At 29.5% G+C, this 17,682-nt stretch carries 22 protein-coding genes; 12 read left to right on the top strand and 10 right to left on the bottom strand.

Annotation, left to right across the window (positions count from 1 at the left end):
- Position 1 precedes the first annotated feature (1 nt).
- The 8 genes from LPB03_RS01955 to LPB03_RS01920 are packed head-to-tail and all read right to left on the bottom strand — an operon-like array spanning position 2 to position 3,846.
- Positions 2 to 457 (bottom strand): DUF2306 domain-containing protein, encoded by a 456-nt coding sequence (locus LPB03_RS01955; protein ID WP_065318151.1) that lies wholly within the window; start codon positions 455 to 457, stop codon positions 2 to 4.
- Between the two features lie 31 nt (positions 458 to 488).
- Complete coding sequence (locus tag LPB03_RS01950; protein ID WP_083186972.1) at positions 489 to 803, bottom strand: 2TM domain-containing protein; 315 nt, start codon at positions 801 to 803, stop codon at positions 489 to 491.
- Position 804: 1 nt separating this feature from the next.
- Positions 805 to 1,140, bottom strand: coding sequence for a 2TM domain-containing protein (locus LPB03_RS01945; protein WP_065318152.1), 336 nt, complete (start codon positions 1,138 to 1,140; stop codon positions 805 to 807).
- Between the two features lie 4 nt (positions 1,141 to 1,144).
- Positions 1,145 to 1,432 (bottom strand): 2TM domain-containing protein, encoded by a 288-nt coding sequence (locus LPB03_RS01940; RefSeq protein WP_065318153.1) that lies wholly within the window; start codon positions 1,430 to 1,432, stop codon positions 1,145 to 1,147.
- Between the two features lie 15 nt (positions 1,433 to 1,447).
- Complete coding sequence (locus LPB03_RS01935; protein ID WP_065318154.1) at positions 1,448 to 1,729, bottom strand: 2TM domain-containing protein; 282 nt, start codon at positions 1,727 to 1,729, stop codon at positions 1,448 to 1,450.
- A 1-nt stretch (position 1,730) separates the two neighbouring features.
- The gene (locus LPB03_RS01930) at positions 1,731 to 2,054 is read right to left on the bottom strand and encodes a 2TM domain-containing protein (protein ID WP_065318155.1); all 324 of its coding nucleotides are present in this window, start codon (positions 2,052 to 2,054) and stop codon (positions 1,731 to 1,733) included.
- A 2-nt stretch (positions 2,055 to 2,056) separates the two neighbouring features.
- Positions 2,057 to 3,415 (bottom strand): 2TM domain-containing protein, encoded by a 1,359-nt coding sequence (locus LPB03_RS01925; RefSeq protein WP_065318156.1) that lies wholly within the window; start codon positions 3,413 to 3,415, stop codon positions 2,057 to 2,059.
- Positions 3,416 to 3,432: 17 nt separating this feature from the next.
- Positions 3,433 to 3,846, bottom strand: coding sequence for a DUF2141 domain-containing protein (locus LPB03_RS01920; RefSeq protein ID WP_065318157.1), 414 nt, complete (start codon positions 3,844 to 3,846; stop codon positions 3,433 to 3,435).
- A gap of 473 nt (positions 3,847 to 4,319) precedes the next feature.
- On the opposite strand from LPB03_RS01920, the gene LPB03_RS01915 reads away from it, so the two are divergent.
- The 12 genes from LPB03_RS01915 (at position 4,320) to argH (ending at position 16,097) form a co-directional block, all read left to right on the top strand.
- Positions 4,320 to 4,937, top strand: a complete 618-nt coding sequence (locus LPB03_RS01915; protein ID WP_065318158.1) for a GNAT family N-acetyltransferase — start codon at positions 4,320 to 4,322, stop codon at positions 4,935 to 4,937.
- Positions 4,934 to 6,112, top strand: coding sequence for an argininosuccinate synthase (locus LPB03_RS01910; RefSeq protein ID WP_065318159.1), 1,179 nt, complete (start codon positions 4,934 to 4,936; stop codon positions 6,110 to 6,112). Before LPB03_RS01915 ends, LPB03_RS01910 begins: the two co-directional genes overlap by 4 nt.
- Positions 6,113 to 6,173: 61 nt before the next feature.
- Positions 6,174 to 7,154 carry an N-acetyl-gamma-glutamyl-phosphate reductase gene (gene argC / locus LPB03_RS01905; RefSeq protein ID WP_065318160.1) on the top strand — a complete coding sequence of 327 codons (981 nt, stop codon included), beginning with the start codon at positions 6,174 to 6,176 and terminating at the stop codon, positions 7,152 to 7,154.
- A gap of 85 nt (positions 7,155 to 7,239) precedes the next feature.
- Positions 7,240 to 8,052: a pyrroline-5-carboxylate reductase gene (proC, locus tag LPB03_RS01900; RefSeq protein ID WP_262502048.1), complete on the top strand. Its 813-nt coding sequence runs from the start codon at positions 7,240 to 7,242 to the stop codon at positions 8,050 to 8,052.
- A gap of 47 nt (positions 8,053 to 8,099) precedes the next feature.
- On the top strand, positions 8,100 to 9,230 hold the full coding sequence (locus tag LPB03_RS01895; RefSeq protein WP_065318162.1) for an aspartate aminotransferase family protein: 1,131 nt from the start codon (positions 8,100 to 8,102) through the stop codon (positions 9,228 to 9,230).
- A gap of 19 nt (positions 9,231 to 9,249) precedes the next feature.
- Positions 9,250 to 10,419 carry a glutamate-5-semialdehyde dehydrogenase gene (locus tag LPB03_RS01890; protein WP_065318163.1) on the top strand — a complete coding sequence of 390 codons (1,170 nt, stop codon included), beginning with the start codon at positions 9,250 to 9,252 and terminating at the stop codon, positions 10,417 to 10,419.
- Positions 10,420 to 10,508: 89 nt separating this feature from the next.
- Positions 10,509 to 11,273, top strand: a complete 765-nt coding sequence (proB, locus tag LPB03_RS01885; protein WP_065318164.1) for a glutamate 5-kinase — start codon at positions 10,509 to 10,511, stop codon at positions 11,271 to 11,273.
- A gap of 33 nt (positions 11,274 to 11,306) precedes the next feature.
- A complete protein-coding gene (locus tag LPB03_RS01880) occupies positions 11,307 to 12,245 on the top strand; it encodes a Rossmann-fold NAD(P)-binding domain-containing protein (protein ID WP_065318165.1) in 939 nt (312 codons plus the stop codon).
- A gap of 98 nt (positions 12,246 to 12,343) precedes the next feature.
- Positions 12,344 to 13,120, top strand: a complete 777-nt coding sequence (gene argB, locus LPB03_RS01875) for an acetylglutamate kinase (protein WP_065318166.1) — start codon at positions 12,344 to 12,346, stop codon at positions 13,118 to 13,120.
- 1 nt (position 13,121) lies between these two features.
- Entirely contained in the window at positions 13,122 to 14,189 is a 1,068-nt protein-coding gene (locus LPB03_RS01870; protein ID WP_065318167.1) for a M20 family metallo-hydrolase, read from the top strand.
- 47 nt (positions 14,190 to 14,236) lie between these two features.
- Positions 14,237 to 14,758, top strand: coding sequence for a hypothetical protein (locus LPB03_RS01865; RefSeq protein ID WP_065318168.1), 522 nt, complete (start codon positions 14,237 to 14,239; stop codon positions 14,756 to 14,758).
- A gap of 64 nt (positions 14,759 to 14,822) precedes the next feature.
- On the top strand, positions 14,823 to 16,097 hold the full coding sequence (gene argH / locus LPB03_RS01860) for an argininosuccinate lyase (protein ID WP_065318169.1): 1,275 nt from the start codon (positions 14,823 to 14,825) through the stop codon (positions 16,095 to 16,097).
- Positions 16,098 to 16,279: 182 nt separating this feature from the next.
- On the opposite strand, the gene LPB03_RS01855 is transcribed toward argH, so the two are convergent.
- Together LPB03_RS01855 and LPB03_RS01850 are read right to left on the bottom strand one after the other, a co-directional pair.
- Positions 16,280 to 16,876, bottom strand: a complete 597-nt coding sequence (locus tag LPB03_RS01855) for a hypothetical protein (RefSeq protein WP_065318170.1) — start codon at positions 16,874 to 16,876, stop codon at positions 16,280 to 16,282.
- A gap of 6 nt (positions 16,877 to 16,882) precedes the next feature.
- Positions 16,883 to 17,671, bottom strand: coding sequence for a metallophosphoesterase family protein (locus LPB03_RS01850; protein WP_065318171.1), 789 nt, complete (start codon positions 17,669 to 17,671; stop codon positions 16,883 to 16,885).
- Positions 17,672 to 17,682 lie beyond the last annotated feature (11 nt).

Below are 17,682 nucleotides of genomic sequence, written 5' to 3'. Positions count from 1 at the left end.
TTTATTTAATATTTAGTTTTTTAGCATTTTTATTTATAATTTTTGATCCTAAAAAAGCGGTTAAAAAAGTAGCAATCATAACAGCCCACCAAAATTCTTCCATATTATTTACAAATCGAGTACCAACTTCAGACCAAAAGGCACAATACAAACCAACTACAGACCAACTCATAAAATAATAATGGCTTGCTAACCAATTTTTATGTTTCTTTAAAACAGCATACATTCCTCCTAAAATTGTTATGAAACTAACAATTGCAAAAAAATGGAAAATACTAAATCCATTAAAATTAGATATAAAAAAAGATGTGATATTCATTAATAGCATATTCGATACATACATATATCCTATTTTTTTATGAAACTTAGTTCCTTTGGTATTAAAAACTACTACCAAACCAGTAATCATAGAAATTACAGCACAAGCTAAGTGAATATAACCAATTGTAGAAAACATCTTTTTATTTTTATCATTTTAACGAACTTCATTACTCTTTCATAAATTCTTTAATCTTTTTTTCTTCCCAATCTTTAGTAAATCTATTGGTTATTCCAAATATTTTTACAGCATCTGCTAACAAGAAAATTCCCCAAATAAACCAAATTGGAATATGAGTAAAACCATCATCATTAAATTGATTGCTAATTACAAAATCACCAAAAATTTTAAAAGAAAATTTCCAAACAAAAGCTAAAAATAAATTTACAAGAACATAAGCCACTACATGTTTGTAGAACTCTTTTAGATCCTTAACTCTTTGCTTCGCTTTTAATAAATTTTCATTCATTGAATTTTTCATCATTTTAAAATTTACTTTTTTGTTGATCTTCTTTATCTAACAATTCTTTAATTTTCTTTTCTTCCCAGTCTTTGCCTAAACCTAAAGATTTAAACCCAAAAACGCCCATAAAGTGAAAAAACATTCCTATTCCCCAAAAAAGCCAAGTAGAATAGACTCCAAAATTAGTAATTGCATCATAAAAGCCATAGCCACTTTGCATTAAACCAAATACAATAATGCCACTTAAAAAAATATTTACTAAAACATACACAATTAAATGAACATAAAAACCCTTTATGGCTTTCACCCTCTTTTTGGCTTTCATATAATTGTGTTCTTGTATATAATTCTGTTCCATCTTTTTACTTTTCTTTGTTCATAAATTCTTTAATCTTATGCTCTTCCCATTTTTTTCCAAAACCTAATAAGTTGAATCCGAAAACTCTAAGCCAGTGAATAAAAAGCCCTGTTCCCCAACCAATAAGAGAAAACCAAAACCAATGAAAATGAGGTTCGTATTTTAAGTTGATAAAAACAAGTAAAGAAATTACCACACAATAAATGGTTAAATGTGTGTAAAACCCTTTTATGTCTTTTACTCTTTTTTGAGCTTTTAAGTATTGTTGTTCCTTTTTTAATGCTGTATTCATGTTGTGCTCTATATTTTACTCATTCATAAATTCTTTAATCTTTTTGTCTTCCCAGTTTTTTCCAAGTCCTAATAAACGAAAGCCGAAAATACCTAACCAATGAAAAAACAAACCCATTCCCCAGCCAAAAACAGAGAACCAAAACCAATGAAAATGAGGAACAAATTCTAGGTTGATAAAAATAATTATAGGGATTATGAAACAATAAATTGTTAAATGAATATAAAACCCTTTTATGTCTTTTACTCTTTTTTGAGCTTTATAATAACGTTGCTGATTTGTAAATTCTATGTCCATATTATCTTCTATTATCTTGCTGATTCATGTATTCTTTAATCTTTCTTTCTTCCCAATTATTGCTAAAAAACATGCCTAATCCAAAAACATTTAAAGCTTTAAAAACAATTCCTATTCCCCAAAAAAACCAAATTTGATAATTCCAAATATTCAAAAAAGCTTCATTAAACGAATCTCCATCATTCATATCACCCACAATAAAAACAGCTGTTAAAAACGTGTTTACAATAATATATACTGCTAAATGTTTATAAAATTTAGTTATTTTCTCCACTCTTTTTCGAGCTAAAATATATTTCTGTTCTTGTGTAAATTGCTTTTCCATTATCATACTCTTTTTTGTTGATTCTCTTTTTCCATCAATTCATTTATTTTTCTTTCCTCCCAATTTTTGCCAAGAAAAATATTGTAATTATTTACTTCTAAAAAGTGAAAAGTTAATCCTAATCCCCAACCAAATAAAGGAAACCAAAACCAGTAAAATCCTGGTGAAAATCTTATATTGATAAATATTAAAAAAGGAATTACTAAGCAATAAGAAGCCAAATTCTGATAAAATTCTTTAAGTTTTTCAACTTTTTCTACTGCTTTTACATACTTGTTATTTTCTAAATTATCTGAATACATAATGTCGTTCATTTTATATAAGAGAGGTAAACTCACCTTAAAAGTTTTGTTATTATTTTCTATTTTCACTCCTTTTTGAGTGATGAGCCCATATCTATCAGCAATATTCTGCAAACCTACTTTGGTACTTTTGCCAATAGCTTCTTTTGGGTTGATGTTATTTTCAATAATCAAATAATTATCTTCTTGATAAATAGTAATTGATAATGGTTTAGAGGGCGAAACCACATTGTGTTTTACTGCATTCTCTAATAATAATTGTAAAGAAAGTGGTACAATTTTTAAATCGCTATCACTAATTTCATCTGGAATATGAAACTGCACAGCATCTTCAAAACGCATTCCTAACAATTGCATATAGGTTTTTGCGAATTTCAATTCCTCTGAAACTGGTACTAAATCTTTATTTCTTTGTTCTAAAACATATCTGTAAACTTTAGATAGTTTTGTGGTAAATTTTTCTGCTTGCGCAGGATTTTCTCCAATTAAACTCGTTAAAACATTTAAGCTGTTAAACAAAAAATGCGGATCTAGTTGATTTTTTAAAGACTCAAATTTGGCAGTTTCTGTTTTTGCAACAATTTCTTGTTTTGTACTTTCTTGTTTTACTGATTTTTTCCACTCAATCATAAAACTTCTTGCATGTAAAAATGCAGAGATTCCAAAAGAAAGAATGATATAAAAAATGTGCTGCCAAACATAAGAGCCTCTAAAAAAATGATCAGGATTATTACCAGAAATAACAATAAAATTCACATAATTTATCAATAAAACAACAGGAACAGTATATATAATTGTAGCAATAATTCCTGCCCAAATTCTACTATTGGTATTCTCAACCCAATCCCATTTTGTAGTTAAAAAATCATTTAGAATACCTTGAGCAAAACCCAAACCGAAAGAATACATAGCAGAAATCAAAACACAATAACTTATTGCTTTTATAGAAAAGTCTTGATTCATTAAAGTAAAGACCAATGCAAATATTAGAGTTATTTTAAGGCTAACAATAAAACTTTCTTTATAATTACTTTTTGATATTCTGCTGTTAGAACTCATATTCTATATATTTTTTTCTAAAATTTAATATCTAAAGATACATTTTTATCAGCAACTACAAACTTTGCTTTTTCAAAATTTGGCGGCCCTAAAGTCATGTCGTTGTTAGAAGATCCATAATCTTCTAGGGGCATTCCATTTGCTGCAAAATCCATTTTATCATTATTATTTTTATCATGGAAACATACAATTGCATATTCTCCTGATGAAACATTTTTAAAAGTTACTGTACTTTTTCCGTTGATAATTTTAGCATTTTTAGATTGTATGCCCATTTTTAAAAATGACGTTTTATTATGCAAAGCAAAACCTATTTTACCAGAATCTGAAGTTGCATTAACAACAGTTACTGTAATTGTATTGTTTTGAGCTGTTATTAATGCCGAAACAAATAAAGCTACTGTTACTAAAAGTGTTACAAGAAATTTCATAATGTTAAGTTTTAATGATTAATTCTGATACAAAGATGTAACTGAAACTTAGTATTTAAAAGTAAAGAATACCCAACTGTATTTTTTTTAGGATGAATTGTAGATTTTAAATTTTTAGTTTAAAAACAAGATTTAAAAATTGAATAATTCTTAGTAAATACGGTCTTAAAAAAAGGAATATTTTTGAAACTATACAAATTACTTAAATAATCATAAAAATTTCAAAAAAGACATAGATAATTGCTAATCTTTAAAAAAAATAAATACATTTGTTTCACAAAAAAGATATAAAATTGTTTAAAACAACTTTCATAAATGCATTAACTGTTTCTACTATAACAAGTAAAACTTTTATTTTGCGTCGCTTTTTTTCTCCTCGCCCTTTGGGTGTATAATTTCTATGGAATTAGGTGAGTCCAATTCTTCTGTTAAAAAACATCAACAAAACATTTTTCAACTAAAAATTCAATACAATGGAAATTGTAATTGCTAATACAACTCATATAAAATACGCAGAAATTATTTGCGAAACCATTGCTGAAGCTGCACTTGTTAGAGGTACAGGAATTGCAAAAAGACAACCAGAATACATAGCCACCAAAATGGAAAATGGCAATGCTGTTATTGCTTTAGATGGCGATAAATTTGCTGGCTTTTGCTACATAGAAAAATGGGGACATGGAAAATTTGTGGCCAACTCAGGTTTAATTGTACATCCAGATTACAGAAATATTGGATTGGCAAAAAACATCAAAGAAGTAATTTTTAAACACTCTAGAACTAAGTTTCCAGATGCAAAAGTATTTAGTATAACAACTGGTTTAGCTGTTATGAAACTAAATAGCGATCTGGGTTACAAACCTGTAACTTTTTCTGAACTTACAGACGACCCAACTTTTTGGGATGGTTGCCAAACTTGTAGAAACTATGATATTTTAACAAGAACAAATAGAAAAATGTGTTTATGTACAGGAATGTTATACGATCCTAACAATAATAATAAGTTGGCTTCTAAAGAAGTAAAAGAAAGTGTTTTTAAAAAATTAAAAAATATGAAACAGAATTTGTTTCTAAAAAATGAAAAAAAATGAAAAAATTAGTAATTGCTTATAGTGGTGGTTTAGACACATCTTATTGTGCTGTAAGTTTATCAAAAGAATATGATGTACATGCAGTAAGCGTAAATACTGGTGGTTTTACATCCGAAGAAATAAAAAACATTGAAAGTAACGCTTATAAAATGGGCGTTTCAACCTATAAAAATATTGATGCAGTTGCTACTTTTTACACTAAAGTTGTAAAATATTTAATTTTTGGAAATGTTTTAAAAAACAATTCCTATCCACTTTCTGTAAGCGCAGAAAGAATTATTCAAGCCATCGAAATTATTGAATATGCAAAAAGTATTGATGCAGAATATATTGCACATGGAAGTACTGGAGCAGGAAATGATCAAGTTCGTTTTGATATGATTTTCCAAACATTGGCGCCAAATATTAAAATTATTACGCCCATTAGAGATGGTAAATTAACAAGACAAGAAGAAATAGATTACTTAAAAGCGGAAGGAATTGATATGCCTTGGGAAAAATCTAAATATTCTGTAAATAAAGGTTTATGGGGAACAAGTGTTGGTGGTGTAGAAACCTTAACTTCAGAAAATGCTTTGCCAGAAACTGCCTATCCTTCTCAACTAGAAAAACAATATCCTGTTAAAGTAAAATTGACTTTCAAAAAAGGTGAATTGGTAAAGCTTAATGGGAAGAAAAATCAACCAGAAATAAATATTGAAAAGCTAAATGAAATTGCTTCTAAATATGCAATTGGTAGAGATATTCATGTTGGTGATACCATTGTTGGAACAAAAGGTAGAGTTGGTTTTGAAGCTGCAGCTGCTTTGATCACTATAAAAGCGCATCATCTTTTAGAAAAACACACACTTACCAAATGGCAATTGCAACACAAAGAATATTTGTCTAGTTTTTATGGAATGCATTTGCATGAAGGGCAATATTTAGATCCTGTGATGAGAGATATTGAAGCGTTTTTGCAAAATTCTCAAGAAATGGTTTCTGGAGATGTAGTTGTAACGTTAAAACCGTATCATTTTTCTTTAGATGGAATTGTGTCTAAACACGATTTAATGTCAAGCGCATTTAGTACGTATGGAGAAGAAAATAAAGCTTGGACAGCAGATGATGCTAAAGGTTTTATCAAGATTTTAGGAAATCAGAATAAAATATATCAACAAGTAAATAAGAAATAAGTTTAAATGTTTAATTGTGTAACTGAACAATTAAACGATTAAACGATTACACAATAAAACAATGAATTTAGAAGTAGGAATTATTGGTGGAGCAGGTTATACAGCAGGAGAATTAATACGTTTGTTATTAAATCACCCTAAAACAAATATCAACTTTGTATATAGTACTTCTAATGCTGGCAATAAAGTATATAAAGTTCACCAAGATTTAATTGGATCTACAGAAATTAGTTTTGTTGATACAATAAAAACCAATATTGATGTTCTTTTTTTATGTTTAGGACATGGAAATTCAACAAAGTTCCTAAAAGAAAATAGTTTTTCTTCGGATACAAAAATCATCGATTTAAGTAACGATTTTAGATTAAATGCTGATAAAGTTTTAGACGAAAAAGAGTTTGTGTATGGTTTACCAGAATTGCAAAAAGAGCAAATAAAAACAGCTAAATATATTGCAAATCCTGGTTGTTTTGCAACAGCTTTGCAATTAGCTATTTTACCTTTGGCTGCAAATAATTTATTACAGCATGATGTTCACATCAATGCTGTTACTGGAGCAACTGGAGCAGGAACTTCTTTATCTGAAACTACACATTTTACATATAGAGATAATAATTTTTCTCATTACAAAGCTTTTACGCATCAACATTTAGGAGAAATAAATCAAACTGTAAAACAATTACAAGTTGGTTTTAATTCAGAAATTAACTTTATGCCAAATAGAGGAAATTTCTCAAGAGGAATTTTTGCAACGACTTACACAAAGTTTGATGGTTCTTTAAATGATGCAAAAAAAATGTATCAAGAATATTATAAAGATGCTGCTTTTACATTTATTTCTGATGATGAAATTCACATGAAACAAGTTGTAAACACCAACAAATGCATTATTCATTTAGCAAAACACGATAACAAATTATTAATTACAAGTGTCATCGATAATTTATTAAAAGGTGCTTCAGGACAAGCAATTCAAAATATGAATTTAATGTACAATTTTGAGGAAACTTTAGGTTTGAATTTAAAAGCAAATTATTTTTAAAATCTTGCATTTTCCTACAAGGTTTCAAAAACCTTGTAGGTATATAAAAATAAAATAAAACCTACAAGGTCAAAAAAAAAAGACCTTGCAGGATAAAATAAAAGAAATGAAAGTAGCAATTATAGGCGCAGGAAGTTTAGGACAATCAATCGCAAAAGGTTTATTGAAAAATAAAGTTGTGAGTTCTTTGTATTTAACAAAAAGGAACACAAGCTCTATTGTTGGCTTCGAAAATTATGATGAAGTAATTTTAACTTCAAATAATAAAGAAGCAATTAAAAATGCTGATATTTTAATTTTTGCTGTTCAACCAAGACATTTAGAAAAAATATTACTAGATTCTAAAGATTTATTACGAAAAGAACAACTTATTATTTCTGTAATTACTGGTTTTTCTATTCAAAAAATTGAAGATATAATTGGTGCAAATCATTTTATAATCAGAGCTATGCCAAATACAGCAGCTTCTGTTGGGCAATCTATGACGTGTCTTTCTCCAAACGAAAAAGGAATAGAAAAAGTAGAAATTGCAAAAACTATCTTTAACAGTTTAGGAACTTCCATGCAAATTCCTGAAGAACAATTGCAAGCTGCAACTGTTATTTGTGCAAGTGGAATCGCTTTTTGGATGCGTTTAATTAGAGCCACAACACAAGGTGCCATTCAATTAGGTTTTGAAGCGCATGAAGCACACGAATTGGCAATGCAAACATGTTTTGGAGCAGCTAGTTTATTAAAAGAATCTGGCAATCATCCTGAAGCAGAAATAGATCGAGTTACAACTCCTGGAGGTTGTACTATAGAAGGTTTAAACGAAATGGAACATCAAGGTTTGAGTTCGTCTTTAATTAAAGGAATAAACGCTTCTTTTGAGAAAATAAATCAAATTAAAAATTAAATAGTTGCTAATCAAAAACTATCAACCAACCATTAAAAACTACAATTATGCCATTATTTAACGTGTATCCTTTGTATAATGTTACTCCAGTTTCAGCAAAAGGAGCTTATGTGTATGATGAAAACAACACAGAATATTTAGATTTATATGGAGGTCATGCAGTAATTTCTATTGGTCATGCACATCCTAGATATGTGGAGGCAATTACCAATCAAGTTTCAAAATTAGGTTTTTATTCTAATGCAATTCAAAATCCTTTACAGGTTGAATTAGCCAATAAATTAGAAGCACTTTCTGGTTGTAAAGATTATGAATTATTTTTATGTAATTCTGGTGCAGAAGCCAATGAAAACGCTTTAAAATTAGCTTCATTTCAAACTAATAAATCTAGAGTTATTGCATTTAAAAATGGTTTTCATGGACGTACTTCTGCTGCAGTTGCTGCAACAGATAATAAAGCCATTATTGCACCAATTAATGCACAACAAAAAGTAACGATTCTAGATTTAAATGATTTGGAAGCTGTAAAAACCGAACTTGAAAAAGGAGATGTTTGTGCTGTTATTGTTGAATTTATTCAAGGTGTTGGAGGTTTAGACCAAGCAACTGCTAACTTTTTTGAACAAGTAGATCTTCTTTGTAAAGCAAATAATACGCTATTTATTGCTGATGAAGTGCAGTCGGGTTATGGACGTTCAGGAAAATTTTTCGCTTTTCAGTATTATAACGTAACTCCAGATATTATTTCGATTGCCAAAGGAATGGGAAATGGTTTTCCTATTGGTGGTATTTTAATACATCCAAATATCAAAGCAAAATTTGGAATGTTAGGAACCACATTTGGTGGAAATCATTTGGCTTGTGCTGCTGGTTTAGCTGTTTTAAATGTTATTGAAGATGAATTTTTAATAGATAATGTAAAAGTTATTTCTGAATATTTTATCAAAATTGCAGAAACAATTCCGCAAATAAAACAGATTAAAGGAAAAGGTTTGATGATTGGTTTAGAGTTTGATTTTGAAGTGAGCGAGTTGCGTAAAAAATTAATTTACGACCATCATATTTTTACTGGTGGAGCATCCAATAAAAAATTATTACGAATTTTACCTCCTTTAAATATCAATAAAGGACATATCAACCAGTTTTTTGAAGCTTTGGTTGAGGCTCTTGACGAATAAAATATTGTAAACTAAAAACATGAATACCTTATTATCCATAGAAACTAGAAACGCTGTTTTGTTAACAATGGCTCAATTCTTAGGTGAAGAGAGAAAAGAAATTATCAACATCAATACAAAAGATTTAGAGGCTTACAAAGGTGATGATATTTCTATGTTAGATCGTTTAAAAGTAGACAATGCAAAAGTTGATGAAATGATTGCTGCTGCTAAACATTTAGCTTCACAAAAAGATCCTGTTGGTGTTGAGCGTTTTAGTTTTAAACATGATAATGGAATGCAAGTTTATAACAAAACCGCTTCTTTTGGAACCGTTTTAATTATTTATGAATCTAGACCAGATGTAACAGTGGAAGCTGCAGGAATTGCTTTTAAATCTGGAAATAAAATACTTTTAAAAGGGGGAAAAGAGTCGTTAAATTCCAATTTAAAAATTGTAGAATTATGGCACAAAGCTTTAAAACAGCATAATGCTTCTACAAATTGGGTAGAATATTTACAATTCAACAGAACAGAAACGCAAACGTTTTTAGAAAAACCAACGCAAAAAGTAGATTTAATCGTTCCAAGAGGTGGAGAAAAATTAATCGCTTTTGTAAAAAAACACGCTACTTGTCCTGTAATAATTAGCGGACGTGGAAATAATTTTGTGTACGTTCATAAAGATGCAGATACAAAGATGGCTCTTGATATTATCATCAATGGGAAATCTAAAATATCTGCTTGTAATGCTGTTGATAAAGTTTTAATTGATAAAAATTTACCAAATAGAATTGAATTTGTAAATAAATTGATGTCACAATTAAAAGATTTAAATATTGAAGTTTTAAAAGCAAAGAACTTTTCTTCGGATGAAATTTGGTACGAAGAGTTTTTAGATTACAAAATATTAATTGGTGAAATTTCTTCTAATGAAGATGCAATTGCTAAAATCAACAAATATTCTGGAGGTCATTCATCAGTAATTATTACTAAAAACAATGAGGTTGCAAAAACGTTTATGGAAAACGTAGATACAGCAGCTGTTTATCATAATGCTTCTACTCGTTTTACAGATGGAGGTCAATTAGGTTTAGGTGGGGAATTGGCTATTAGTACAGATAAATTACATCAACGTGGACCTATTGGTTTACAACATTTAGTAACCAACAAATGGTATGTGCATGGAGATGGACAGATTAGAAGTTAACAGTTTTTCAGTCGCAGTTGGCAGTTAAAAAACTTTGCGACTTGGCGACTTTGCGAGATTTATAAATTTTAAAATTGTAATTAAATACAATGCAAAAAAAGAAACGCATTTTACTAAAAGTAGGTTCTAATACACTTACCAAAGAAACCAATAATATCTCCAGAGGAAAAATTGAAGATATTGCAAATCAGATTGCAAAATTGAAGGATTCTTGCGAATTTATTATTGTAAGTTCTGGTGCAATTGCTGTTGCAAAACAGTTTGTAAAATTAGAAAGCAAATCTGAAGACGTTTTTGTAAAACAGGCTTTGGCATCCATTGGACAACCACATTTAATTAGAATTTATCAAGAAATTTTTAGAGAATATGGTTTGTTGAGTTCTCAGTGTCTCCTCTCCTATTCAGATTTCGAAAAACAACAAAGTAAAACCAATATTGTAAATACGATTAATGTATTAGTTCAGAATAATTACATTCCTATTATCAATGAAAATGATACTGTTGCAACCGATGAAATTCAGTTTGGAGATAATGATAAATTAGCAGCATTAACAGCAGTTTTATTAGAAGTAGATTTGCTAATTATTGCCACAAATACCTTTGGAATTTACACAAAAGAATCCATCAAAAATAAAAAACCAGCAACCATTTTAGAAGTTACAAATTTAGAAGAGTTAATTGAAGAAGTTGTCAACTTAAAATCTAGTCATGGAACTGGAGGAATGCAATCTAAAATAGAAGCTGCTACTTTAACAAAAAAAGAAAGTATAGAAACTTGGATTGTAAATGGTTTAGAAGACAATTTTATTACCAATGCTTTTGATCATAAAGTTCCTTTCACAAAAATAAAATAACCTCTAAGGTTTGCATCATATAAAATATAAGAGATGAAGAATTACACCTCCATAAACGACATAGATAATATCAATACTTGGATTAAAGAAGCCAGAGAAATTAAAGCAAATCCATTCGAAAATATTGATTTAGGAAAAAACAAAACGTTAGGATTATTGTTTTTTAATTCGAGTTTACGTACGCGTTTAAGTACACAAAAAGCAGCTTTAAATTTAGGCATGAATCCTATTGTAATGAATGTTTCTGGTGATGCTTGGGGAATTGAATTTGGAGATGGAACCATCATGAATGGAAACACAGCAGAACATATAAAAGAGGCTGCAGCTGTAGTTTCTCAATATTGTAATGTAATTGCTGTTAGAGCTTTCCCGAGTTTAACAGACAAGGAAAAAGACGAATCTGAACAAGTTTTAAAATCGTTTGTAAAATTTGCTTCTGTGCCAATTGTAAGTATGGAAAGTGCAACTGGGCATCCTTTACAAGGTTTTACTGATGCTATTACAATTGCCGAAAATACCACTAAAAAAAGACCAAAAGTAGTGTTAAGTTGGGCTCCACATATTAAAGCTTTACCACATGCAGTTGCCAATAGTTTTACGCAGGCCATGCAAAAAATGGATGTTGAATTTGTAATTACAAATCCAGAGGGATATAATTTAAGTCCAGATATTACAAAAGATACAAAGATTTTTCACAATCAAGAGGAAGCTTTTAAAAATGCCGATTTTGTGTACACAAAAAATTGGAGTTCTTATGATGATTATGGAAAAGTGCTAAACACAGATCCTAATTGGATGATTACAAAAGAGAAACTAGGAACTGCTAAATTTATGCATTGTTTGCCTGTTAGAAGGAATTTAATTGTAGAAGATGCTGTGTTAGATTCTGAGGCTTCTTTGGTAATTGAACAGTCAAATAATAGAACTTTTGCAGCGCAATTGGTTTTGTCTAAAATATTAAAAGAATTATAAATTTGTCAGGTTGAGCGCAGTCGAGACCTAATTAACCTCTCGACTGCGCTCGAGGAGACAATAAAAATAAATAAGAAACTGAAACAAGTTCAGCTCAAATGGAGAAACTATCAATCATAAAAATTGGCGGAAATATTATTGAAGACGAAACTTCTTTAAATTCATTTCTAAAACTATTTTCTAAGCTGGAAGGAAAGAAAATTTTGGTTCATGGAGGAGGAAAACGTGCAACGCATATTTCATCAAAATTAGGCATTGAATCGAAGTTAATAAATGGTAGACGAATTACTGACAAAGAAACTTTAGAGGTAATTACGATGGTTTATGGAGGTTTAGTAAACAAAAATATAGTCGCTAAATTACAAGCTTTACAAATTGATGCTATTGGTTTAACAGGAGCAGATATTAACAGTATTCAATCAGAAAAAAGACCCGTAAAAGAAATTGATTTTGGTTTTGTAGGTGATGTAAAAAAAGTAGCTTCAAATTCTATTGATAAATTAATGAAAGCCGATTTTACGCCTGTTTTCTGTGCGATTACACATGATGGAAATGGACAATTGTTAAACACAAATGCAGATACAATTGCAAGTACAATAGCAGTTGGCATGAGTAAAATTTATGATACTTCCATTTATTATTGCTTTGAACTGAATGGTGTTTTAAGTGATTTTAATGATAAAAATTCTGTAATTAAACAGATCGATTCTAAGACATATCAAAAATTACTAAAAGACAATATTATTACTGATGGAATGATTCCTAAAATAGACAATTGCTTTGATGCTTTAAATAATGGCGTATCTAAAGTACATATAGGAAACACTGCTATGCTAACTAAAGAAAACGAAAATTTCACAACAATTACCTTATAAAATGAGTATTGAAAAATTAACAGAAAATGCAATTTCACTTTTAAAGAATTTAATTGAAACACAATCATTTTCATCCGAAGAAGAACGCACAGCTTTATTAATTGAAGGTTGGTTTACAGAAAATGAAATTCCCTTTCAAAGAACAAAAAATAATGTTTGGGCAATCAACAAATATTTTGATGAAAGTAAACCAACAATGTTGTTAAATTCTCATCATGATACTGTGCATCCAAATTCTGCATATACAAACGATCCTTTTAAAGCGATTGTAAAAGATGGCAAATTATTTGGTTTGGGTTCTAATGATGCTGGTGGTTGTTTGGTGTCTTTACTTGCAACGTTTACTCATTTTTATCAACAAGAAAATTTAAAATATAATTTAGTCATTGTGGCTTCTGCAGAAGAAGAAAGCAGTGGACCAAATGGCTTAAATTCTATGTTGGCAATCATTCCACATATAGATGTTGCCATTGTTGGCGAACCAACTTTAATGAATTTAGCAGTCGCAGAAAAAGGTTTGGTGGTTTTTGATGCAATTGTAGAAGGAACTCCAAGTCATGCAGCTCATCCAAATAACAATAATTCCATTTATAACACTATAGAAGTTTTACAATGGTTTAAAGATTTTAAGTTCAATAAAACTTCTGAAGCTTTGGGTGATGTTAAAATGACAGTTACACAAATAAATGCTGGTTCTCAGCACAATGTGGTTCCTGCTCACGTAGATTTAGTTGTAGATGTTCGTGTAAATGATGCCTATTCAAATCAAGAAATTGCCACTATTTTACAAGAAAAATCACCTTGCACAAAAATAACTCCAAGAAGTTTACGATTAAACTCTTCTGCTATTTCTACTGAACATGATTTGGTAAAAGCAGGAATTGCAATGGGAAGAGAAACTTATGGTTCTCCTACTCTATCAGATCAAGCTTGTTTATCTTGCCAATCTTTAAAATTAGGTCCTGGAGATAGTACACGTTCTCATTCCGCAAATGAATTTATATATTTGGCAGAAATTGAGGAAGGAATAGAAATATATGTGGAATTGTTGAATCGTGTAATTGTTTAGAAAGAAGCAAGACAAAAGAAAAGAGATAAGTTTAGATTTTAAAAATTATGGGGTATAATATTTCAGGAATAGCCATTAATAAAAATTATGAAAATGATTTTGAGAGTCTTCAAAATCAATTAGGTTGGAATTTAGAAAAAGTTGCTGAAATTGATTTTGAAACAGCTTCTGCAAACTGGACTGATGATAAAATTTGCAATGTTCATTTTACAAAAACTGGAACACTTATTTTTATTGGAATGGAGAATTGCGAACAATCGTTTAATTTAAAAAATGATCATGTTTTAACTTTTGCGCTTTCAGAAACTTCCATGGTTTTCAATATTAATTATAGTGAAAAAGGAGTTGAAAAACGTTCAATTATTGAAGTTAATGATGAAAGAGTTGAAGATTCTGGAGAAGCATTAGCAATAGAAAAAGATTCTGAAGATACTTCTGAAATTATATGGAATCAAATAGAGGTTCTTCTTGGAAAACGTTTTTTCGATATAGAATTAGAAGAAAAAGCGACTCAATATAGATTTAAACCAGTTATAGATTTGAAAAAATGGTGGAAATTCTGGAAATAGTTTCCTTATGTTCACTTTTTAACAAGTACACGATTAAACAAATAAACGCTTAAACAATTTTCACATGAAACTTTGGGATAAAGGATTTTCAATAGATAAACAAATAGAAAACTTTACAGTGGGTAATGATAGAGAGATTGATATCCATATTGCAAAATATGATGTTCAGGCTTCTTTAGCTCACGCAATAATGCTGGAATCTATAGGTATTATTTCTGCTGATGAGTTAAAAGATTTAAAAAGAGGTTTGCAAGAATTAGCTTCAGATATTGAAAACGGAACGTTTGTAATTGAACCTTCTTTTGAAGATGTACATTCTAAAATTGAGTGGGAATTAACCAATAAATTAGGTGAAGTTGGTAAGAAAATTCACACAGCTCGTTCTAGAAATGACCAAGTTTTAGTGGCGCTTCAATTGTATTATAAAGAGAATTTAGCCATTATAAATGATAAAACTAAAACTTTATTTGATACCTTATTAAATCTTGCTGAAACGCATAAAAAAAGCCTTTTACCTGGTTATACACATTTACAGGTTGCAATGCCATCGTCTTTTGGATTGTGGTTTTCTGCCTATGCAGAATTGCTAATTGATGATGTTTATATGCTAAATGCAGTTGCAAAAGTGGTAGATCAAAATCCTTTGGGTTCTGCTGCTGGGTATGGTTCTTCTTTTCCTATTGATAGAGAATTAACTACCAAAGAATTAGAATTTGCAACCTTAAAATACAATGTAGTTGCTGCACAATTAAGTCGTGGAAAAAGCGAACGTTCTATTGCATCTGCTTTGGGTGGTTTGTGTAACACTATGTCTCGTTTTGCAATGGATGTCTGTTTGTATATGAGTCAGAATTTTGGTTTTATTTCTTTTCCTGATGAATTAACGACAGGAAGTAGCATTATGCCTCATAAAAAAAATCCTGATGTTTTTGAATTGATTCGTGGAAAATGTAATAAAATTCAGGCTTTGCATACAGAAATGGTGATGATCACCAATAATTTACCAACAGGTTATCACAGAGATTTTCAATTATTGAAAGAGAACATCATTGCTGCTTTTGAAGATGTAAAAGATATTTTAGACATTTTTAATTACTCCATTCAACAAGTTATTGTAAAAGATATCGATTTGAATGATGAAAAATATCAGTATTTATTTACGGTAGATTCTATCAACAATTTGGTTGTTGAAGGAATGAGTTTTAGAGAAGCCTATCAACAAATTGGTGGTCAAGTTCAAAGTGGAACTTATAAGCCAGATTTAGGAAAACAACATACACATGTGGGTAGTATTCATAATTTGAGTTTGGATAAAATTGCTGAGAAATATCCTAAATAACATAAAAAAAGACCTTTCAAATTTGAAACTTTGAAAGGTCTTAATATATTAATAAAAAACTATTTATTTTCGGAAACTAAAATAGCTAGCAAAAAAATTGCGTTAGGGATTGAAATGGCATCCTTTTTTCTTTTTCGGAAAAAAGATATAATTGAAAGCCCGTTAAAACGCCCAAAAAAATATTAAAAGTAAAAATTTACGCCAACTGAAGTACTGAAAACGTTTTTAAATGTTACAGATTCATTTACAACTGCATACCATAAATAAGATTCTACAGTACCAACTTCTAAATAAAAATCGGCTCCTTTAAAAATACTTTTGTTTTTAAAATCTTGATGAACCATAGCTCCTGCATACAAAGTTGCATGAAAAGCCGTGGGAAAATAATAACCCTCAGGAAATTTATCTGGAAGTGTTGTAAAGGTTGTTGAACCAACATCATACGTTACAGCAATACCTGCTATTGGAATTAAAGTCAACTCTTTTCCTATTTTTTTTCTAAAAAGAGGAAATGTATTTTTTAAAGTGATTAAATGAATATTTTCTGCTCTTGAAATAGATTTTGGTACAAAACCATAGAGTAATTCTGTATATAATACTTCATTAAATAATTGATAACCTGCTCCCACTGATAAAAAACCAATATTTCCTGCAAATTGCATTTTTACATAATCTGGAGTATACCAAGATTTATCTTGAATTGAATCTTTTTCTTGCGCAAAAGATTTTACAAAAACCAGTAATATGATAGGTACTATTAAAATATTTTTAAACTTCATCTTTATTTATAACTCTATAAGTTCTACATTAAAAGTATCTTTTTGAACACTAATAATACCATAAGCAGTGTCTTTAACTGTTGGTATTATTAAATAACTTACAACTCCAGGTTCATAAGAATAACTGTGTGTATGGCCATGAACAGAAAGTGCAACATTATTATCGAGCATGATAGATTTATATTTTTCCTGCATTTCTGGTGTAATATCATCGCTAATTGTTGGAATATGTGCAAATGAAAATACTTGATTATAATTGGCATTGTCACTTAATGCTGATGATAACCAATCAAAATCTACTTCATTATCACTTTCCAAATAAATATTGTCGAACACAACAAATTTATTATTATTAAATTCGAAGGAATAGTTATAATCTCCAAACATTTGCTTGTAAATAAAAGCACCATTCGAATTATAGTCATGATTACCAATTACTGTTAAATATGGTTTTTTAAGATTTGTCATAATATCATAAAAAATCTCATATTCTTTTAACAATGCTTGGTCTGCAATATCGCCACCAAAAACCACAAATTTTACATCATCTCTCTTATTAATATCGTCGACGATTGTTTTAAGATCATCATAATAATAATGGACATCTGTTATAAAAGCGAATTTAAAATCATCAGAAGCTGTAGTAACGTTCTTTAATAATTCTAAATTTTTAGCGGTTGTATTTTTATGCTCTCGAATTACGTTTGCTTCGTACACGCTAAATTCGAAAAAATGATCGCAATTATTGAACGTAAATGCAATTACAATTAAAAGTATAATTTTTGAAAACTTCATTTATTGTTTGA

Source organism: Polaribacter vadi, from assembly GCF_001761365.1.
Taxonomy (GTDB): domain Bacteria; phylum Bacteroidota; class Bacteroidia; order Flavobacteriales; family Flavobacteriaceae; genus Polaribacter; species Polaribacter vadi.
The sequence above is the reverse complement of the archived record's forward strand: the minus strand, read 5'-3'. Positions and strand labels throughout refer to the sequence as shown.